This is a genomic window from Streptomyces sp. NPDC007808 (assembly GCF_042868655.1).
Lineage (GTDB): Bacteria > Actinomycetota > Actinomycetes > Streptomycetales > Streptomycetaceae > Streptomyces.
Map to the genome: position 1 here is coordinate 527,515 of NZ_JBIAEQ010000008.1, position 18,676 is coordinate 546,190.

Consider the following 18,676-nt stretch of genomic DNA (forward strand, 5'->3'; position numbering starts at 1 on the left):
CCGGCGAATCCCGTGCCGTATGCGCCGGCGAATCCCGTTCCGTATGCGGACGCCGGGAACGCAGGCCCCGACCCCGCTCCGGAAGCGTGGCGCGCCCTCCCCGCGGCGCAGCAGCCGGACTGGCCCGACCCCGCCGCGCTGCGTGCCACCGTCGATGCCCTGTCCTGCGCACCGCCCCTGGTGTTCGCGCGCGAGTGCGACGTCCTGCTCGACCGGCTCGGCGAGGTGGCCCTCGGCAGGGCCTTCCTGCTCCAGGGCGGCGACTGCGCGGAGACCCTGGACTCGGTGAGCGCCGAGTCCGTGCGGGGCAAGCTGGAGGTCCTGCTCCAGATGGCAGCCGTCCTGACGTACGCGGCCGGTGTGCCCGTGGTCAAGGTCGGCCGTATCGCCGGCCAGTACGCCAAGCCCCGTTCGCGTGCCACCGAGACCCGGGACGGCGTGACCCTGCCCTCGTACCGGGGCGACGCCGTCAACGGGCTGGAGTTCACCGCCGAGGCCCGCACCCCCGATCCGGCGCGGTTGCGGCGCGTGTACGAGGCGTCGGCCACGACGCTGAACCTGCTGCGGGCCCTGACCGCGGGAGGGCACGCGGATCTCGCCCGGGTGCACGAGTGGAACCGTGACTTCGTGGCCCTGTCCGGCGCGGGACGCCGGTACGAGCGGCTGGCGGACGAGATCGACGCCGCGCTCGCCTTCATCCGGGCCTGCGGGATGAGCGCCTCGACGCTGCGCACCACGGAGGTGTTCGCCAGCCACGAGGCCCTGCTGCTCGACTACGAGTCCGCCCTGGTGCGCACCGACCCCGACACCGGACGGCGTTACGCCCTGTCCGGGCACATGCTCTGGATCGGCGAGCGCACCCGCCAACTCGACGGCGCGCACATCGCGTTCGCCGCCGGTGTCCACAACCCCCTCGGCGTCAAGCTCGGTCCGCACGCCCAGGTCGACGATGTGCTGCGCCTGCTGGACCGGCTCGATCCGCGGCGCACGCCCGGCCGGCTGACGTTGGTGGCCCGCATGGGGCGGAGCCTGGTGCGCGACCGGCTGCCCGCCCTGGTCGAGGCCGTACGCGCGGAGGGCGCCCGGGTGGTCTGGGCCTGCGATCCCATGCACGGCAACACCTGCACCGCGCCGAGCGGACACAAGACGCGGCGCTTCGACGACGTCCTCGACGAGGTCACCGGATTCTTCGAGGTGCACCGGGCACTGGGCACGCATCCCGGCGGTGTCCATGTGGAGCTGACGGGCGAGGATGTCACCGAGTGCCTGGGCGGCAGCAGGGAGGTCCTCTCCGACGACCTGCACCTGCGGTACGAGACGGCCTGCGATCCCCGGCTGAACCGGGCGCAGTCGATGGACCTCGCCTTCCGGATCGCCGAGTGGTACGGCGCCGAGAAGAGCCGTCTGCGCGGCCCCGGACCCCGGCCCGTCCCCGCCCGCCCGGCGGACGCGTCCCGACCCGCGGACTACGCGGCGACCGCCGGGTGAGCACCACCACCCCTGCCCCTGCCCCGGGTTCATCTACGGAGGACAGTCACGTGCGGCATTTCGAGCACTTCCCCCCAGGCACCGCCTACGAGCTGGGCGCCACCCTGCTGACCGGCGACGACATCATCGAGTACGCGCGCGCCTGGGACCCCATGCCCTTCCATCTGGACCCGGAGGCGGCCCGCCGCTCCGCGTTCGGGGGGCTGGTGGCCAGCGGCTGGCACACCGGTGCCGTGGTGATGGGGCAGTTCGTGCGCGCACTGCTCGCGGACTCCGCCTGCCAGGGCTCGTACGGCATGGACGAGGTCCGCTTCCTCGCTCCGGTACGCCCCGGCGACGAACTGCGCGGGCGGGCCACGGTGGAGGAGGCCGCGCCGCATCCTCGGCGTCCTGGCACGGGGACGGTCCGCTTCCTCGTCGAGGCGGTCAACCAGGAGGGCACGGCGGTGTACCGGATGCGTACACGGCTGCTGTTCGCCTGTGCCCGGCCGGTCGACGCCGCGCACCGGGCGGCGTCCGAGCCGAGCTGAGCCGGCGCCGCGGACGGACTCCCGTTCCTCCTCGGGCCTCCCCCTGCCCGAGGAGGAACGGGTGGAGCGGGTGGAGCGGGTGGAGCGGGTGGAGCGGGTGGCACGTCCGCCCCCTCGACCCCCTTTGACTACACGCACCGTTGCGTCTAGTCTGACGCGGGCGATCGAGGATCGAGGAGGGCCCGCCATGGACGCGCCACGACGTATCAGGAACGGCCCGAGGCGCAGTGAGGCGGCCCGTGTCGCCGTCCTGCGAGCCGCGGACGGCCTGCTGGCCGAGACCGGGTTCCAGGCCGTGACGGTCGGTTCGATCGCCGAGCGGGCCGGGGTCTCCAAGCAGACGATCTACCGCTGGTGGAGATCGAAGATCGACATCCTTCTCGACGTTCTGGAGGAGGACCTGCGCGACATGGCCTCCTGGCCGCCCCGGGCGGGATGCGCGCAGGAGGCTCTGACCGGGCACGTGACGCATCTGGACCGGGTCTTCACCCGGTCCGACACGGGCCGGGTCCTGTTCGCGCTCATCGGTCATGCCCTCCAGGACGCCACGACCGCGGCCCCGCTGCGGGAACAGGTGCTCAAGCGGCGGCGCGACCACTCCCGGGCACGCCTGCTGGACGCCCTGGCCTGCGGCTCCCCCGGCGCCCTGCCGCGGGACGAGGCCGACCGGCTTCTCGATCTGCTGGCCGGCCCCGTCTTCCACCGCGCCTTCATGACGGGGCGGCCGATCGACCCGCGGATCGCCGCGCGCCTGGTCTCCACCCTCCTGACCTGCCGACAGGACGCCCCCGCCGACGGGGCTCCGACCGCCGGCCCCACCCCCTGAAAGGTCGTCCCCCATGTTCCGCGCACGCCGAACCCGTTACACCGCCACGGTGGAGGCGGTCACCCGCATCGCCCCACGGATGGCGCGCATCACCCTGGGAGGGCCGGGGATGTCGGCCTTCCGCTGCGACGAACCGACGCAGTGGGTGAAGCTGTTCGTCACCGACCCGCTCGACGGTCGCGCGGCCGGCCGCGCCTACACCGTCCGCCACCAGTCCGCGTCCCGGCCGTGCATCGACATCGACGTCGTCCTGCACGGAAAGGGCCCGGCCGCGCGCTGGGCCGAGACCGCTCGTCCGGGACAGGAGGTCTCCTTCGGCGGCCCCAAGGGGTCCTTCCAACCGGTCCCCGGCGCCGACTTCTACCTCCTCGCGGGCGACGAGAGCGCCCAGCCCGCCGTGCTCACCATCGCCGAGCACCTGCCGCCCGCGACGCGCGGCGCCGTCTATCTGGAGGTCGCCGGCCCCGAGGCCGAGATCCCGGTGCCCCGGCAGGCCGGCCTGGACGTCATATGGGTCCACCGGGAGGCCGGCCGGCCCAAGGGCCAGGCACTGCGGGACGCCGTGCTCGCGGCGGACGTTCCCCGGCACGGGGTCGCGGCCTGGGCGGCCGGCGAGTCCGGCGCCGTGCGGGACATCCGCCGCCACCTCACGGAGAACCTCGGTCTGGACCGTCGGCACGCCTACGCGAAGGGCTACTGGAAACTCGACGAAGCGGACCACCGCGATCCCCTGGCGTCGGACTGACGCACCGGGAGCCCCGCCCCTACCGGCGAGGACGCCCGGCGGCCCCCTGCCCGCGCCCCTACTCCTGCGCGACCCGTACCACCGCCACCGTGATGTTGTCGGGCCCGCCCGCCTCGATGGCCGCCTTCCAGCACTCGAAGGCCGCCCTGCCGTCGTCGTGCTCCTGGAGGATCTCCGCCAGGACGTCCGTCGGCACCGGGTCCGTCAGTCCGTCCGAGCAGATGAGCCAGCGCTCACCCGGCACCACGGCCTCGGCCGTGACATGCGGCTCGACGGCCCGGAAGGCGAGCGAACCGCCCAGGCACTGGGTGACGAGCGACGTGGTGCGCCAGGCCGGATGCGGCGGGCTGTCGTCGACGCTGAGCTGGCGCAGCCCTTCGGCGGAGACCGCGAAGACCTGGCTGTCGCCCACGTTGAACACCAGCAGCGAGTCGGGCCGCACGACGACACCGGCGACCGTCGTCCCCATGCCGGCGAGCTCGCCCCCCTCGTCACCGCCGGCCGCCCGGTGGACGGCCCGGTTGCAGACGTTCAGGGCGTCACGGACGGCGACCTCGCTGCTCAGGGCCGGACCGAGCGAGGCGATCCTGCGGGCGACCAGGGCACTGGCCACATCCCCGCCGGGATGCCCGCCGAGCCCGTCGGCGACGGCCACGACGAGGGGCGTGCCGAGCGGGAAGATCAGGGTCTGCGGGTTCTCGGTGACGGTCGCGCACAGCGTCCAGGGACCGACGACGAGGCTGTCCTCGTTGCGCTCGCGCAGCAGTCCGGGATGGCTGATCGCGCTCACAGCGACGTACGACATGCAGCGCCACCGCCTTCCCGCACCGGACGTGCCGCCGGGCCGGATCTCCCCTACGAGTCTAGGAACGGCGGCGTCCGGCGTGCCAGCGCGGCCGGGCTCCTCGCCGGCCGCGCCGCCTCCCGTGTCAGCCCTCGTCCGGCGTCAGCCGCAGCGAGATGCTGTTGATGCAGTACCGCTGATCCGTCGGTGTCGGATACCCCTCGCCCTCGAAGACATGCCCGAGATGCGACCCGCACCGGGCGCACCGCACCTCGGTGCGCACCATCCCGTGGGAGCGGTCCTCGATGAGCTCGACGGCGTCGCTGTCCTTCGGGTCGTAGAAGGACGGCCAACCGCAGTGCGACTCGAACTTCGTGGTGGAGGTGAACAGTTCGGCCCCGCAGGCGCGGCAGGAGTAGACGCCCGTCGTCTTGGTGTCGGTGTACTCACCGGTGAAGGCGGGCTCCGTGCCAGCCTGGCGCAGAACGGCGTACTCGGCCGGGGTCAGCTCCGCGCGCCACTGCTCGTCCGGCTTTTCGACGTCGTACGACATGAGTCCTTGCCCCTCACTTCGACAGGCGGTCCAGGATGGCCGGGCCGAGGTCGGTGACATCGCCCGCGCCCATGGTGAGAACGAGATCACCGGGCTTCGCCATTCCCGCGACCAGCGAGGGCACCTCGCCCTTGTCGTGCACGGCCGTCACCTCGGCGCCGGCCGCCCGGGCCGCGTCGAGGACCAGCTCGCTGGTGACGCCCGGGATCGGGTCCTCACGGGCCGGGTAGACGTCCAGGACGAGCGAGGCGTCCGCCAGGGCGAGGGCCTCGCCCATCTCCTTGCCCAGCTCCTGGGTGCGCGAGAACAGGTGGGGCTGGTAGACGACCAGGATCCGGGCGTCGGCGGCGGCCGCCCGCATGGCCTGAAGGTCCGCCGTCATCTCGGTCGGGTGGTGGGCGTAGGAGTCGATCACCTGGACGCCCGCGGCCTCACCCTTCAGCTGGAGGCGCCGCTTCACGCCGGTGTAGGCCGCGATCGCCGGGGCCAGCTCGCCGGCCGGGACGCCCAGGGCGACGCCGGCGGTCAGCGCGGCCACGGCGTTGAGCGCGTAGTGGCGGCCGGGGACGGACACCGTGAAGGTGCGCTCCTCGCCGTCGAGAAGGACGGTCACCTCGCTCCTGAGGCCCTGCGCCACCACCGACAGCACGCGTACGTCGGCGTCTTCCGCCTCGCCGTACGTCACCACCCGCACATCGCGGGCCGCGACGAGCCGGGTCAGCTCCCGCGCCCCGTCCTGGTCGGCCGAGATCACCAGGGTGCCGCCCTCGGTGATGCGGTCGGCGAACGTCACGAAGGACTCGTAGATCTCGTCCATCGAGGCGTAGTTGGCGTGGTGGTCGAGCTCGACGTTGAGGACGATGGCGACCTCGGGCGCGTACTTGTGGAAGCTGCGGTCCGATTCGTCCGCCTCGGCCACGAAGATGTCGCCGTCGCCGTGCAGGGCGTTGGAGCCGGGGGCGTCCAGGTCGCCGCCGATGGCGTACGAGGGCTGAAGGCCCAGCTCGGACAGGGAGACCGCCAGCATCGACGTGGTCGTCGTCTTGCCGTGCGTGCCGGCCACGGCGATCGGGCGCAGCCCCGTCATCAGCGAGGCGAGCGCGTCGGAGCGGTGCACCACGGGGATGCCCAGCTCGGCCGCGCGGGCCAGCTCGGGGTTGTCCTGCCGGATCGCCGACGACACCACGACACAGCTGGCGTCGTCGGCGAGGTGCTCCGCCGCGTGCCCGATGTGCACGGTCGCACCGAGCGCCCGCAGCGCCTCGGCGGTCCCGGACTCCTTGGCGTCGCTGCCGGCCACCTTGGCCCCACGCTGCGCGAGGATCTTCGCGATCCCCGACATCCCGGCCCCGCCGATGCCGATGAAGTGCGGTCGGTCCATGGCGGTGGGAATGCCGGGTGCCATGCGTGTTCTCCCAGGAGTGCGATACGACGGTGAGGCCCCAGCCTATGGGGTACGGGACCGGGCCGGCCCGAGGGGCGCGGGAACGGGCCCTACGCCTTGCTGTGCGAGAACAGTTTCAGCACCGGCACCCCCACCTTGTGCCGGGCCCTCGACGCCCAGTCGCGGTGGAAGAACTCCTCCACGTAGTGCGGGTCGGTGAGCACGATCACCTCGTCCGCGCCCACCTCGTCCACCACGGCCTTCAACGCGTCGAGCGGATGGTCCTCCAGCAGCCGCCCCTCGGCCTGCGCCCCGGCCGCGCGCAACGCGGTCAGCGACACCTCCAGCGCCCGCTCCCCGGTGCTCATCGCCTCCTCGCCCTCCGGGGTCTTGCCCTCCCGGACGGCCTCGTCCAGTTCACCGAGGGCGATGTCGTCGATGGCGCGCAACAGTCTGTCGGCCTGCTCACCGCGCGGCTGGAGCAGCACGTGGAAGGAGACCCGCTCCTCCCCGTGCAAGGTGGTGACGAACTCCACGTCTGCGGACGTCAGGGCCTTCTCGATCATCAAAACGCTTGTGAACACCGGGCGCCCCTTCTGCGGAAACCATCCTGCCCCGCTCTCGCACGGGGACTGCGAGTTTCAGTGTGCCCGGCGAGAGCTAAACGGAACGGTAGATTCCGCCGTTTCCGGGGGCACAGCTCTCAGAGAACCCATTTCCGGGCCGATCTCACCTCCGCCGGTACCGCCCGAACAGGAAGCCCTCCTCCTCCAGCAGGGAGGCCAGCTCGAACCGTTCGGGGACGGCCACCGCCGGCCCCCCGGCGATGCGCTGGGCGTCCCCGGCGGTGAGCATCGGGGAGATCGTGAGGCACAGTTCGTCGAGCACCCCGGCGGCCACCAGCTGCCCGAGCAGCCGGGGTCCGCCCTCGGTCAGCAGGCGGGTGTGCCCGAGTTCGGCGAGGGCCTGGACGGCGCGTACCGGGTCCACCCCGACGCCGTCACCGGCGATCACCACCCGGGCACCGGCCTTCTCGGCGGTCGCGACCCGGTCCGGGGCCGCGGCGGCGCCGGTGAGGACCAGGGTGGGTACGACGGGCGAGGTGAACAGCGGCAGGCCGTAGTCCAGGTCCAGGCTCGCGCTGACCACCGCGATCGCCGGCGCGGGCGCCTGCCCGGCCGCCTCGCGCGCCTCGGCGAGCTCCGCACGCGCGCGTGCCGGGCGGTACCCCTCCCGACGGACCGTTTCGGCACCGACGACCACGACGTCCGCCAGCCCCCGCAGCGTGCCGAAGATCCGCATGTCGGCCGCGCTGGAGATGGGCTGGGAGCGGCCGTCGTGCTGGGCCGCCCCGTCCAGTGTGGACACCATGTTCCCGCGCAGCCAGGCCTGCGGTCCGCCGGGGCCGAGCTCGGGGTAGGCGTAGGCGGCGGAGAGCTCGGCGAGAGTCCACTCCCGGCCGGCCGGATCACGCACACCGGCGGACACCCCGGCCACACCCCCCTCACCGGCACCTTCGACCGCGTCGTCCCCGGCGGCACCGCCGGCGGCCCTCGATGTTGTCTCGTCGGTCACAGGGAACAGGCGTCGCATGTCATGGAGTGTGGCACGGCGCTTAGCATGGTGAACCGTGTCGTCCTCCTCCGCAGCCTCCGGTGTGCACCCGATAGCCGAAACGAGCCCGCTGTCCCTGTGCGCCCGTGAGCCGCGCGTCCCCGCGGACCGGCTGGTCGCCGAGATGGTGCCGCCGCCGCGGTTCGACGCGGTCCGCTTCAGCACCTACATCCCGGACCCGAACCAGCCCAGCCAGACCGAGGCGGTCCGGGTGCTGGAGGACTTCGCGGGCGGACTCGGCGGGGCGCACGCGAGCGGCGCCGGGAAGGCCCGGCGCGGTTTCCTCGGGTTCGGCAGGCCCAAGGCACCCAAGGCCCCGGCAGGACCGCGCGGCGTCTACCTCGACGGCGGCTACGGCGTCGGCAAGACCCATCTGCTCGCCTCCCTGTGGCACGCCACCCCGGCCGAGCCGTCCCTCAAGGCGTTCGGCACCTTCGTGGAGCTGACGAACCTGGTCGGTGCCCTCGGCTTCCAGCAGACCGTGCAGACCCTCTCCGGGCACCGCCTGCTGTGCATCGACGAGTTCGAGCTGGACGACCCGGGCGACACCGTCCTCGTCTCCACCCTGCTCGGCAAGCTCGTCGACGCGGGCGTCGCGCTGGCCGCGACCTCCAACACCCTCCCGGGCAAGCTCGGCGAGGGCCGCTTCGCGGCGGCCGACTTCCTCCGGGAGATCCAGGGCCTGTCGGCCCACTTCCGCGCGTTGCGCATCGACGGCGAGGACTACCGTCACCGCGGCCTGCCCGAGGCCCCGGCGCCGTTCTCCGACGAGCAGGTGACGAAGGCGGCGTACGCCACCGCCGGCGCCTCGCTCGACGACTTCCCGCACCTGCTGGACCACCTCGCCCGCGTCCACCCCAGCCGCTACGGCGCGCTCACCGACGGACTCACGGCGGTCTGCCTGACCGACGTGCAGCCGGTGCCGGACCAGTCGACCGCCCTGCGCCTGGTGGTGCTCGCCGACCGGCTCTACGACCGTGAAGTCCCGGTCCTGGCCTCCGGTCTGCCCTTCGACCGGCTCTTCAGCGAGGAGATGCTGAAGGGCGGCTACCGCAAGAAGTACTTCCGCGCCATCTCGCGCCTCACCGCCCTGGCCCGCGACGCCAAGGGCCTCGTGTCGCACTGACGCGCGCTACCCGACCCAACCTTCTTGGGTCAAGGGCCAGTTCAAGCCACCCCACCCTCGGGTTTCAGGCTCTCTTCAGCTCGAAACGTTAAGTTAACCCTGCAAACAACTTTGCCGGGCTAATGTGTTTCTTGACCAACGGTTGACCAAGTGTTGGTGCGCGCTAGATGCGTGAACGGGCTGGAGGGAGGCGTATGTTCCGAGGTAAGACGGCTCACGCGGCGGTTTCCGCGTTGACCGCCCTCCTCATCGCCCTCCAGTTCTTCGCGCTCACCGCGTCCTTCGCACACGCGCATACGGTCAGTCAGGCAGAGGCCAAAGCCCATCCCGGAAGCACGATCTCCGGGCAGGCGTTGCGCGACGAGGCCTTCACGTCCCGCCACTGCGTTCCGTCGGGCCATGGGGACCCGACCGGACCGCTCGGCAACCGTGATCGTCCGCGCCCCGCCGACTCCGCGCCTCAGGCGCCCGACCGACCGCTGCCGACCCGGGACCCCGCGTCCTCGCACGAGCCGGCCAGACCCGGCGCCGCGCAGAGCGGGTCGAGATCGTGGACGTCCCACACCCCGGCCGCACTTCAGGTCTTCCGCTGCTGAGAGAGCAGAGCAGTCCCCCCACCTCTGTCATGTAAACCCCGACGCGCCAGTGCGGCGCGCCAGGAGGAGTCACCACATATGCAGCCCCTCATCGACAACGCCCGCATGTTCGGACAGCGCCCTGAGGAGTTCGCCAAGCTGGCCGACGGGCAGTCCCCACAGGTCCTGTTCATCACCTGCTCCGACTCCCGGGTCGTACCGGCCCTGATCACGGGCGCCCGCCCCGGCGAGCTCTTCGAGCTGCGCACCGCGGGCAACATCGTCCCGCCGTACGTCTCCGAGCACCCCACCAGCGAGGCGGCCACCATCGAGTACGCCGTGGAGGTCCTCGGCGTCAGTGACATCGTGGTCTGCGGCCACTCGCACTGCGGCGCCGTCGGCGCACTGGTGCGCGGCGACGACCTCGACGCCGTACCGGCCGTGCGTGACTGGCTCTCGCACGCCACCCCCCGCCCGACCGGAGCCGCCGAGGATCCGGAGGTCGCCGAGGGTGTCCAGGCGCATGTGCTCACCCAGGTGCTGCGCCTGCGCTCGTACCCGTTCATCGAGAAGAAGCTGAAGGACCGTCAGCTGTCCCTGCACGCCTGGTACTACGAGGTGCACAAGGGCGCCGTGCGCGTCCACGACGCCGAGACCGACGCGTTCGAGGCGCTGTGATCGCCGTGATGACCAAGTTCCCCCACCTGCGGCAGGACTTCGCCGCCTCGTTGGTCGTCTTCCTCGTCGCGCTGCCGCTGTGTGTCGGTGTGGCCGTCGCCTCCGGAGTCCCGGCCGAGGTCGGTCTCGTCACCGGCATCGTGGGCGGCATCGTCACCGGCATGATGCGCGGCAGCAGTCTTCAGGTCTCCGGCCCCGCCGCCGGTCTGACGGTGCTGGTCTTCGAGGCCGTCCAGGAGTTCGGGCTGCCCGTGCTCGGTGTGATCGTGCTCGCCACCGGGCTGCTCCAGCTCCTCATGGGCGCCCTGAGGATGGGGCGCTGGTTCCGGGCCATCTCGGTCTCGGTCGTCGAGGGCATGCTGGCCGGAATCGGCCTTGTCCTCATCGCCGGGCAGCTCTACGCGGTCGCCGACGCCAAGGCGCCCGCCTCGGGCCTGGAGAAAATAGCCGGACTGCCCGGCGCGCTCGCCCAGGCCGTCGGGAACACCGAGGCGCTGGCCTCGATCGGACTCGGCGCGGGCACCATCGCCGTTCTCCTGCTGTGGCAGCGGATGCCGCGCAGGGTGCGCACGGTTCCCGGTCCGCTCGCCGCGGTCGGTCTGGCGACGGCGGTGACCGCCGTGTTCTCCCTGCCGGTGGCCACGGTCGAGGTCAAGGGCCTGCTGGGATCCATCCAGCTGCCGTCCATGGACGCCTTCGGTGAACTCGCGAGCGTCGGCGTGCTCACCACGGTCGTCGCCTTCACGCTCATAGCGTCGGCCGAGTCGCTGTTCAGCGCCGCGGCCGTGGACCGGCTGCACGACGGGCCGCGCACCGAGTACGACAAGGAGCTGATGGCGCAGGGCGCGGGCAACACGGTGTGCGGTGTGCTCGGCGCGCTGCCGATGACCGCGGTCATCGTGCGCAGCTCCGCCAACGTCCAGGCGGGCGCGAAGACCAAGGCGTCCCGTGTCATGCACGGCGTGTGGCTGCTGCTGTTCGCGGCGCTGCTTCCCGCCGCGCTGGCACTGATCCCGCTTCCCGCGCTGGCGGGCATCCTGGTCCACGCGGGCTTCAAGCTGATCCCGTTCCGGGGCGTCGTCTCGATGTGGCGCAGCCACCGGGGCGAGGCGCTGATCCTCGTCGTCACCGCCGTCTCCATCGTCGCGGTGAACATGTTCGAGGGCGTGCTGATCGGTCTGGCCCTGTCGGTCGTCAAGACCGCCTGGGAGGCCTCGCACGTGAAGCTGGAGATCATAGACAAGGGCGCCGGCCCGATCCAGGCGTACCTGTCGGGCAACGCGACCTTCCTCAGGCTGCCGAAGATCCTCGACAGCCTGGAGAACCTGCCGCAGGACCGCCCGGTGGAGGTGGACCTGTCCGGGCTGCACCACCTCGACCACGCCTGTCGTACGGCGCTGGAGAACTGGGCCGAGCGGCACAGCGCGGTGGGCACGGAGCCGGTGCGGGTCACCGAGCCCGAGCCCGAGCCGGAGCGGGTCACGGCGCCCTGACCGGGCCCGGCACACGCGGATGAGCGGTCCGGCCCGGGGCCTCACCATGGCCCCGGGCCGGACCTCGGGCATATCGTTGCAGGAGCAGACGTAAGGGACCTCTGGCAGAGGAGGTCGTCATGCTCGAGGCCTTGCTGACCGCGCTCGTCGCCGCGGGTTCCGCGGGCGCCGTCTACCTGGTCGCGGCGGCCCGCGTCGTCAAGCAGTACGAGCGCGGGGTGGTTCTGAGGCTCGGGCGGCTGACGGGAGACGTACGACCGCCCGGGTTCACGTTGATCGTTCCGGTCGTGGACCGGTTGCACAAGGTCAACATGCAGATCGTGACGATGCCGGTCCCGGCCCAGGAGGGCATCACCCGGGACAACGTGACGGTGCGGGTGGACGCGGTCGTGTACTTCAAGGTGATCGACGCGGCGAGCGCGCTCATCACGGTGGAGGACTACAAGTACGCCGTCTCGCAGATGGCGCAGACGTCCCTGCGCTCGATCATCGGCAAGAGCGACCTGGACGACCTGCTGTCCAACCGCGAGAAGCTCAACCAGGGCCTGGAGCTGATGATCGACAGTCCCGCCGTCGGCTGGGGCGTCCAGGTGGACCGCGTCGAGATCAAGGACGTGTCGCTGCCGGACACGATGAAGCGCTCCATGGCACGGCAGGCGGAGGCGGACCGGGAGCGGCGGGCCCGGATCATCAACGCGGACGCCGAACTGCAGGCCTCCAAGAAGCTGGCCGAGGCCGCCCACCAGATGGCCGACGCGCCCTCGGCGCTCCAACTGCGGCTGCTGCAGACGGTGATGGCGGTGGCGGCCGAGAAGAACTCCACGCTGGTCCTGCCCATCCCGGTGGAACTGCTCCGCTTCCTGGAACGGGGCCAGGACACGCCTTCGGAACCGGGTGAGGAGGACACCCGGCGGCAACTGGCGGATCGCGGCCCGAAGGGCTCGGACGACCTGAACGCCGAGCGGGCCGTCGTACCGCGGGCCGAGCGTGAGGTCGAGCGGACGATCGAGGACATCATCGACGACGCCGACCAGAAGTGACACGTGCTACGCGCGTGGTTCCCGCGGCTCGTCACAGGTGATAGACACGGCGGGGTCACAGTTCCTGTCCGCCAGCAGGAAGGTTTCCCCATGTCCGACACCCCGTCCGACACCGCGTCCGACACCGCCCCGGCATCCGGTGGCGGCTCGACGCGCCGTCAGGTCCTGGCCCGTACCGGCGCCCTGGGCGTCTCGATCGCCTTCGCCGGCGATCTCACCCAGCTCTTCACGGGCACCGCCGCCGCGCAGAACCTGGGCCACTTCGGGTACGGCCCGCTGGTCCCCGACCCGAACGGCCTGCTCGACCTGCCGAGGGGCTTCTCCTACCGGGTCCTGTCCCGCGAGGGCGACCAACTGCGCTCCGGGGAGGGGCCGGTCCCCTCCAACCACGACGGCATGGCCGCCTTTGCCGGGCGCCCCTCCCCCGGCCGCGGCCGCCGCGTCCACCTGGTGCGCAACCACGAGAACCGCGCCACCGCCACACGTCCCGTCCCGGCCGTCCCCGGTCTCACCTACGACCCGGCGGGCAAGGGCGGCTGCACGGCGCTGACGCTGGACTCCCGCAACCGCGTGCTGTCCGAGCGTGTCGCCATCGCGGGTACCGCCGTCAACTGCGCGGGCGGGCCGACCCCTTGGGGGACCTGGCTGACCTGCGAGGAGACCGAGGACAAGGCGGGCACCAACGGCTACACCAAGGACCACGGCTTCATCTTCGAGGTCGACCCCGACGACCCGCACCGTTCCGGCGCGGTCCCGCTGACCGCGATGGGCCGCTTCCAGCACGAGGCGATCGCGGTGGACCCGCGCAGCGGCATCGTCTACGAGACCGAGGACGCCTTTCAGAAGCCGTTCGGCCTCTTCTACCGCTTCCTGCCGGAGCGGCCGCGCGGGGGCCTGGGCTCCCTGCGCGCGGGCGGCCAGCTCCAGGCCATGCGGGTTCCGGGCGTCCCCGACCTGTCCTCGATCCAGGAGACGGGCGCGAGCTTCGACAAGATCGAGTGGGTCGACGTGCCGGACCCCCTCGCCGTGCGGACCCCCATCCGTCTGCAGGACTTCGGGGCGAAGGGCATCACGCACGCGCAGAAACTGGAGGGCTGCTACTGGGGCGGTCGCTGCGTCTACTTCGTCTCCTCCTTCGCCCGCAGCGCGGAGGGCTCCGCGGCGGACCACTACGGGCAGATCTGGCGCTACGACCCCGCCGCCCGCCGCCTCACGCTGGTGATCGTCTTCGGTCCGGACACGGACGTGCAACTGCCCGGCGAGTCACCGGACAACATCTGCCTCGCCCCCAGCGGCGGCCTGATGGTGTGCGAGGACGGCAACGGCGCCCAGCACGTCTACGGCGTGACGCGAAGCGGCAAGGTATACGCGATGGCGCGCAACGCCCAGAACATCGGCACCCCCGAGGAGCCGGAGTGGGGCGAGTTCGCGGGGGTCGCCTTCTCGCCCGACGGCGAGACGATGTACGTCAACTGCTACACGCCGGGTACGACTTTCGCGGTAACCGGGCCCTGGCGCAGGTGACGCCCGCCGTCCCGGGCCCGCGAGCGGAAGCCCCCTGTCCGGCGCGTCCTCTAACCTGTGCGGCATGAACGCACCGGGGGACCTCGTCGACGGCCGGTTCGAGCTGGTCGAACGGCTCGGCAGCGGAGGAATGGGCACCGTGTGGCGGGCCCGGGACACGGTGCTGCAGCGCGAGGTCGCGCTCAAGGCGGTCCGGTCCGACGCGGACACCGTCGGGGTGGTGCGCGAGCGGGTCATGCGCGAGGCGCGGGCGCTGGCCCGGCTCAGCCATCCGCACGTGGTCACGGTCCATCAGATCGTGGACGCCGACCCCCATCCATGGATCGTGATGGAGCTCGTCCCGGGCATCTCACTGCAACGACGGCTGGACGAGGGCCCGTTGGCCCCGGCGGCGGCGGCCCGGACCGGCCGTCAGGTGCTCGCCGCGCTGCGGGCCGCGCACGCGGCGGGCATCCACCACCGGGACGTCAAACCCGCCAACATCCTCCTGCGCCCCGACGGCGACGCCGTCCTCACCGACTTCGGCATCGCGGCGCTCCAGGGCACGACGGCCCTCACGGCGACCGGCGAGCTGGTCGGCTCGCCCGAGTACATGGCCCCTGAGCGGATCCGGGGTCGCGCCGACGACCCGGCCGCCGACCTGTGGTCCCTGGGTGTGGTGCTGTACGTGTGCGTCGAGGGCGTCAGCCCGCTGCGCCGCCCCACCACCCTCGCCACCCTGGCCGCCGTACTCGACGACCCGCTGCCGCCCCCGGCCCGCTCCGGCCCGCTGACGCCGGTGCTCGACGCCCTGCTGGTCCGGGACCCGGCGGCGCGCCCGGACGCCGAGCGGCTGGACGCGATGCTGGCGCAGGTGGAGGCGGGGACCACACCGTACTGGGCGCGGCCGACGCAGACCGCGCCGGTACCGCACCCGTTGCCGGCGCCGCCGCCGTTCCCCACCCAACGGGACACTCCCCGCCCGACGGCTCCGCAGCAGATGCCCGGGGGCCGGCGCCGTACACCGCTCGTGGCGGCGGCGACCGCGGTGCTGGTCGTCGCGGCGGCGACGGCTCTGGCACTCGCGCTGCGCCCCGGCGGCGGCGACGGCCGGGACACCGGCGGGCGTGCCGACAAGGCCGGTGCCGCGACGAGCCCGGCGGCCACCACGGCCGGCTCCGACCCGGCGAAGCAGCGACCGGACCCCTCGCCGACTCCGACCCCGAAGACCTCGGCACCGACGAGTGCGCCGCCGACCGTACCGGAGGCCGGCCGGTGGATCGCCCAGCTGCACTCGGAGCCGGTCGGGACCGGCGCCGCGGCCCGGGACCGGCGCCTCGCGACGATCCGGCGGTCGGTGCCGCAGGCCGCGGTCCTGCACAGCGGTGACTACGCGTCCCTGCGCCCCGGCTACTGGGTCTTCTACGCCCCCGGCCCGTTCGCCGACGGCCGCGCCGCGCTGGCCTTCTGCGCCGATCACGGCCGGACGACGGCGACCGCCTGCATCGGCCGCTATCTGAGCACCGACGCCGCCGACTTCCCCCTCCAGTGCCGCCCGCCGGCCGCCGCGCCGACGGGCCGCTGCACCCGGGAGGACTGAGGAGGCACCGCCGGGCGGGTGACACCGGTCCAGCACGCCCCCCACCAGGGGGAAATGACCGTATGACCCCCATATCGTCGGTCGGTGATCACTCTTGCCCGCCGTGCCACCGCCGTCTGCGCCGTGGTGGCGGCGCTCAGCGCTCTCGCCGCGTGCGCGGCGACCGAGGAAGCCGGTGCGCCCCGGGCGCCCCACCCCGCGCCGAGCGCCTCCGTCGCCTCCCCCTTCTCCCCCGCCGCCGGGCCGCCGACCCTCGCTCCCGGGCCCGGCGGCCTGACCCCCGTCTTCGCGCACGGCCCCCGCACCCGGGACAAGGCCGTCGCGCTCACCTTCGACGCCGACATGACCGCCGGCCAGGGGCCTCGGGCGGATCGCGGCGAGCGGTTCGACAATCCGCGGCTCGTCGCCGCGCTGCGGAAGCTGCGGGTGCCGGCGACCGTGTTCATGACCGGCCGGTGGGCCGAGGAGTATCCCGCGCAGGCCCGGGCCATCGGGCGAAACCCGCTCTTCGAGGTCGCCAACCACTCCTACAGCCACTACGCCTTCACCGACGACTGCTACGGCCTGCCGAACCTCTCCGAGCACCGGATGCGGTCGGACGTGGAGCGGGCGTACGCCGCGTTCCGCAAGGTGGGGGTGCGCGACGCCATGCCGTACTTCCGGTTTCCGGGCGGCTGCTACGACCGCCGCGCCCTGAAGGCTCTCACCCCGGTCGGCGTCACGGCCGTGCAGTGGGACGTGGTGAGCGGGGACGCGTTCGCGACGGACGCCGGCGCGGTCGCCCGGCAGGTGCTGCGCGGGGTGCGGCCGGGGTCCGTGGTCGTCATGCACTGCACGCTCAGCGCCGCTCCGACGACCGAGCGGGCGGTCCGCAGCATCGTGCCCGAGCTGCGCCGCAAGGGCTTCCGGTTCGTGAAGGTGTCCGAGCTGATCGGGGCCGCGGCCCGCCGCGCCTGAACGTCCTACGCTGGAGTCATGAGCGAGGACTACTGCCTGATCGACGCGACCAGGCCGCCGAAGGCCGACGGGCCGCCGTACGCCGAGTGCGTGCTGTGCCGGGAACCGACGGAGTACCCGGACTCGTACAAGGGGATCACGCTCTGCCCGGTGTGCGAGTGGCAGGAGGCGCAGCGCACCGCCTGCTCAGGGTGATCTGCGGGACGTCAGCGCACAGGCCCCGGCGATCGCCGCCGCCGCGAGCAGTGCCGCCGCCACCAGGGGCAGCAGCGGCAGGGCGACCGTGCCCGAGCGGGAGCCGCTGACCAGGTCGCTGACCGCCGCCTGGGCCGGGGAGCCGGTCGCCACCACGGACACCAGTGCCGCGAGCAGCATCGTGGGGACCGCGCGGCCGGTCGAGCGCAGCAGCGGCCAGTTGGTGAGCGCGCCGACGGCGGTGCCGAGCAGCGCACAGACCAGCGCGGCGAGCAGCCCGGCGGCGCCCGCGGGCAGCCGAGCCACCCGGATCTGGTGGTCGGCACTGACCGGGTCGCTGATCAGGGTCACGACGACGATCGCGGCCGTGCCGAGTGCCGCCGCCGCGGTCAGCGCCACCAGCAGCGTGGCGAGGTGTGCCCGCCCCGGGCCGACCGCCGCGGCGACGCAGTTGCGGGCGGCGGGCGGTTCGTTGGTGACGCAGATACGCACCAGCCAGGCGGCGACGGGCAGCAGGGCCGCGGCGGCGTAGCCGAGGGAGTCGAGCACCGGCTGGCCGACCTGTACGCCGACGGCGAGGAAGACGGCGTACAGGATGAACGGCGGCAGCCAGCGCTGCGAGCGTGCGAGGAGCGCGGCCTGGTAACGGAAGAGGGCGGTCATCGGCGGCTCTCGGCTTCGTCGGGGGTGGACGCCTCCTGGCGCACGCTCAGCACGTGCCAGGGCGGACGGGCGGTCAGCAGGGCACGCAGCAGGACGTCAGAGTGTGAGGCGGGGACGGTGAGGCGGTGGGTGCCGGGGTCGGGCTCGTCCACGCTCGTGACGACACGGCTCGCCTCGGCGGGCAGGTCCGCGCCGGCCGGGCCTTGGACGACGACGGTCGTGCGCGGGCCGGCGGCGGACGCGGTCGTGGGGGCGGTGCGGCGGTCGAGGCCGCCGTCGCGCACGGTGTACGTGGCGTCGGGCGCATCGGCGAGGCGGTGCGGGTCGTGGTCGACGAAGACCACCGCGGTGCCGGCCGCGGTCCGTTCGGCCACGGCACGCTCCAACTCCGTGCGCGCGGCGGCGTCCAGTCCGGTCCATGCCTCGTCCAGCACGAGCAGTTCCGGGTCGGCGAGCAGCGCCTGCGCGACGGCGACCTTCTGGCTGCTGCCCTTGGAGAGCTGTGCCATGGGCGTACGGGCGTGGGCGGCGGCACCGAAGCGGTCCAGGCATTCGCCCGCGGCGCGTATCGCGGCCGGCCGGGACAGGCCGTGGACCGTGCCGAGGTGGGTGAGGTAGCCGAGGGCGGTGAACGGCAGGGCGGTGGGGAAGCGCTCGGGGACGTAGGCCGTGCGCGGGCGGCCGGTGACGCGGCCTTCCGTGGGGGCGTCCAAGCGGGCGAGGAGGCGCAGGAGGGTCGACTTCCCGGTGCCGTTCGGTCCCTCGACACGGATCAGGGTGCCGGGGCGCACGGTGAGGTGGATGCCTCGTAAGACCCAGGGACCGCGCAGGCCGTAGCGACGGCCCACGTCGTCCAGGTGGAGATCACTTCGCATGGGCGACATCTTGTCCTACCGCGGTCAGGGGCCGGCGGGGCCGGGGG

At 72.8% G+C, this 18,676-nt stretch carries 19 protein-coding genes; 12 read left to right on the forward strand and 7 right to left on the reverse strand.

Annotation, left to right across the window (positions count from 1 at the left end; genetic code table 11):
* Positions 1 to 12 precede the first annotated feature (12 nt).
* From ACFYNL_RS30700 to ACFYNL_RS30715, 4 genes are all read left to right on the forward strand, one after another.
* Complete coding sequence (locus tag ACFYNL_RS30700) at positions 13 to 1,488, forward strand: class II 3-deoxy-7-phosphoheptulonate synthase (RefSeq protein ID WP_388808892.1); 1,476 nt, start codon at positions 13 to 15, stop codon at positions 1,486 to 1,488.
* Between the two features lie 50 nt (positions 1,489 to 1,538).
* On the forward strand, positions 1,539 to 2,018 hold the full coding sequence (locus tag ACFYNL_RS30705; RefSeq protein ID WP_388808894.1) for a MaoC family dehydratase: 480 nt from the start codon (positions 1,539 to 1,541) through the stop codon (positions 2,016 to 2,018).
* Between the two features lie 187 nt (positions 2,019 to 2,205).
* Positions 2,206 to 2,844, forward strand: coding sequence for a TetR/AcrR family transcriptional regulator (locus ACFYNL_RS30710; RefSeq protein ID WP_388808897.1), 639 nt, complete (start codon positions 2,206 to 2,208; stop codon positions 2,842 to 2,844).
* A 13-nt stretch (positions 2,845 to 2,857) separates the two neighbouring features.
* Entirely contained in the window at positions 2,858 to 3,589 is a 732-nt protein-coding gene (locus ACFYNL_RS30715) for a siderophore-interacting protein (protein ID WP_388808899.1), read from the forward strand.
* A 58-nt stretch (positions 3,590 to 3,647) separates the two neighbouring features.
* Here ACFYNL_RS30715 and ACFYNL_RS30720 read toward each other — a convergent pair whose 3' ends face one another.
* The 5 genes from ACFYNL_RS30720 to ACFYNL_RS30740 form a co-directional block, all read right to left on the reverse strand.
* On the reverse strand, positions 3,648 to 4,394 hold the full coding sequence (locus ACFYNL_RS30720; protein ID WP_388808902.1) for a PP2C family protein-serine/threonine phosphatase: 747 nt from the start codon (positions 4,392 to 4,394) through the stop codon (positions 3,648 to 3,650).
* Positions 4,395 to 4,518: 124 nt separating this feature from the next.
* A complete protein-coding gene (gene msrB / locus ACFYNL_RS30725) occupies positions 4,519 to 4,926 on the reverse strand; it encodes a peptide-methionine (R)-S-oxide reductase MsrB (protein WP_388808905.1) in 408 nt (135 codons plus the stop codon).
* A gap of 13 nt (positions 4,927 to 4,939) precedes the next feature.
* Positions 4,940 to 6,331, reverse strand: coding sequence for a UDP-N-acetylmuramate--L-alanine ligase (murC, locus tag ACFYNL_RS30730; RefSeq protein ID WP_388808908.1), 1,392 nt, complete (start codon positions 6,329 to 6,331; stop codon positions 4,940 to 4,942).
* Positions 6,332 to 6,420: 89 nt separating this feature from the next.
* Positions 6,421 to 6,894: an indole-3-glycerol phosphate synthase gene (locus tag ACFYNL_RS30735; RefSeq protein ID WP_388808911.1), complete on the reverse strand. Its 474-nt coding sequence runs from the start codon at positions 6,892 to 6,894 to the stop codon at positions 6,421 to 6,423.
* A 145-nt stretch (positions 6,895 to 7,039) separates the two neighbouring features.
* Positions 7,040 to 7,903 carry a pyrimidine reductase family protein gene (locus ACFYNL_RS30740; RefSeq protein WP_388808913.1) on the reverse strand — a complete coding sequence of 288 codons (864 nt, stop codon included), beginning with the start codon at positions 7,901 to 7,903 and terminating at the stop codon, positions 7,040 to 7,042.
* A 37-nt stretch (positions 7,904 to 7,940) separates the two neighbouring features.
* Between ACFYNL_RS30740 and zapE the strand changes: the two genes are divergently transcribed.
* The 8 genes from zapE (at position 7,941) to ACFYNL_RS30780 (ending at position 17,091) form a co-directional block, all read left to right on the forward strand.
* A complete protein-coding gene (gene zapE, locus ACFYNL_RS30745) occupies positions 7,941 to 9,050 on the forward strand; it encodes a cell division protein ZapE (protein ID WP_388808916.1) in 1,110 nt (369 codons plus the stop codon).
* A gap of 674 nt (positions 9,051 to 9,724) precedes the next feature.
* Positions 9,725 to 10,303, forward strand: a complete 579-nt coding sequence (locus ACFYNL_RS30750) for a carbonic anhydrase (protein ID WP_388808919.1) — start codon at positions 9,725 to 9,727, stop codon at positions 10,301 to 10,303.
* A gap of 8 nt (positions 10,304 to 10,311) precedes the next feature.
* Entirely contained in the window at positions 10,312 to 11,796 is a 1,485-nt protein-coding gene (locus ACFYNL_RS30755; RefSeq protein ID WP_388808921.1) for a SulP family inorganic anion transporter, read from the forward strand.
* Between the two features lie 119 nt (positions 11,797 to 11,915).
* Positions 11,916 to 12,836, forward strand: coding sequence for a slipin family protein (locus ACFYNL_RS30760; RefSeq protein WP_388808924.1), 921 nt, complete (start codon positions 11,916 to 11,918; stop codon positions 12,834 to 12,836).
* Between the two features lie 90 nt (positions 12,837 to 12,926).
* A complete protein-coding gene (locus ACFYNL_RS30765; protein WP_388808927.1) occupies positions 12,927 to 14,360 on the forward strand; it encodes a PhoX family protein in 1,434 nt (477 codons plus the stop codon).
* Positions 14,361 to 14,424: 64 nt separating this feature from the next.
* Positions 14,425 to 15,939, forward strand: coding sequence for a serine/threonine-protein kinase (locus tag ACFYNL_RS30770; protein WP_388808928.1), 1,515 nt, complete (start codon positions 14,425 to 14,427; stop codon positions 15,937 to 15,939).
* Positions 15,940 to 16,023: 84 nt separating this feature from the next.
* Positions 16,024 to 16,896, forward strand: coding sequence for a polysaccharide deacetylase family protein (locus ACFYNL_RS30775; RefSeq protein WP_388808930.1), 873 nt, complete (start codon positions 16,024 to 16,026; stop codon positions 16,894 to 16,896).
* An 18-nt stretch (positions 16,897 to 16,914) separates the two neighbouring features.
* Positions 16,915 to 17,091, forward strand: a complete 177-nt coding sequence (locus ACFYNL_RS30780) for a hypothetical protein (protein ID WP_388808932.1) — start codon at positions 16,915 to 16,917, stop codon at positions 17,089 to 17,091.
* Here ACFYNL_RS30780 and ACFYNL_RS30785 read toward each other — a convergent pair.
* Positions 17,083 to 17,754: an ABC transporter gene (locus ACFYNL_RS30785; RefSeq protein ID WP_388808935.1), complete on the reverse strand. Its 672-nt coding sequence runs from the start codon at positions 17,752 to 17,754 to the stop codon at positions 17,083 to 17,085. The genes ACFYNL_RS30780 and ACFYNL_RS30785 overlap by 9 nt on opposite strands.
* Complete coding sequence (locus ACFYNL_RS30790) at positions 17,751 to 18,629, reverse strand: ATP-binding cassette domain-containing protein (RefSeq protein ID WP_388808938.1); 879 nt, start codon at positions 18,627 to 18,629, stop codon at positions 17,751 to 17,753. The genes ACFYNL_RS30785 and ACFYNL_RS30790 overlap by 4 nt, the downstream gene beginning before the upstream one ends.
* Between the last annotated feature and the right edge of the window lie 47 nt (positions 18,630 to 18,676).

What these genes read in the sequence shown, in the direction of transcription:
- ACFYNL_RS30710 (WP_388808897.1), top strand. Translation starts at nt 2,206, where the DNA reads ATGGACGCGCCACGACGTATCAGGAACGGCCCGAGGCGCAGTGAGGCG.
- ACFYNL_RS30715 (WP_388808899.1), top strand. Translation starts at nt 2,858, where the DNA reads ATGTTCCGCGCACGCCGAACCCGTTACACCGCCACGGTGGAGGCGGTC.
- ACFYNL_RS30720 (WP_388808902.1), bottom strand. Translation starts at nt 4,394, where the DNA reads ATGTCGTACGTCGCTGTGAGCGCGATCAGCCATCCCGGACTGCTGCGC.
- msrB (WP_388808905.1), bottom strand. Translation starts at nt 4,926, where the DNA reads ATGTCGTACGACGTCGAAAAGCCGGACGAGCAGTGGCGCGCGGAGCTG.
- murC (WP_388808908.1), bottom strand. Translation starts at nt 6,331, where the DNA reads ATGGCACCCGGCATTCCCACCGCCATGGACCGACCGCACTTCATCGGC.
- ACFYNL_RS30740 (WP_388808913.1), bottom strand. Translation starts at nt 7,903, where the DNA reads ATGCGACGCCTGTTCCCTGTGACCGACGAGACAACATCGAGGGCCGCC.
- ACFYNL_RS30750 (WP_388808919.1), top strand. Translation starts at nt 9,725, where the DNA reads ATGCAGCCCCTCATCGACAACGCCCGCATGTTCGGACAGCGCCCTGAG.
- ACFYNL_RS30755 (WP_388808921.1), top strand. Translation starts at nt 10,312, where the DNA reads ATGACCAAGTTCCCCCACCTGCGGCAGGACTTCGCCGCCTCGTTGGTC.
- ACFYNL_RS30760 (WP_388808924.1), top strand. Translation starts at nt 11,916, where the DNA reads ATGCTCGAGGCCTTGCTGACCGCGCTCGTCGCCGCGGGTTCCGCGGGC.
- ACFYNL_RS30765 (WP_388808927.1), top strand. Translation starts at nt 12,927, where the DNA reads ATGTCCGACACCCCGTCCGACACCGCGTCCGACACCGCCCCGGCATCC.
- ACFYNL_RS30770 (WP_388808928.1), top strand. Translation starts at nt 14,425, where the DNA reads ATGAACGCACCGGGGGACCTCGTCGACGGCCGGTTCGAGCTGGTCGAA.
- ACFYNL_RS30780 (WP_388808932.1), top strand. Translation starts at nt 16,915, where the DNA reads ATGAGCGAGGACTACTGCCTGATCGACGCGACCAGGCCGCCGAAGGCC.
- ACFYNL_RS30785 (WP_388808935.1), bottom strand. Translation starts at nt 17,754, where the DNA reads ATGACCGCCCTCTTCCGTTACCAGGCCGCGCTCCTCGCACGCTCGCAG.
- ACFYNL_RS30790 (WP_388808938.1), bottom strand. Translation starts at nt 18,629, where the DNA reads ATGCGAAGTGATCTCCACCTGGACGACGTGGGCCGTCGCTACGGCCTG.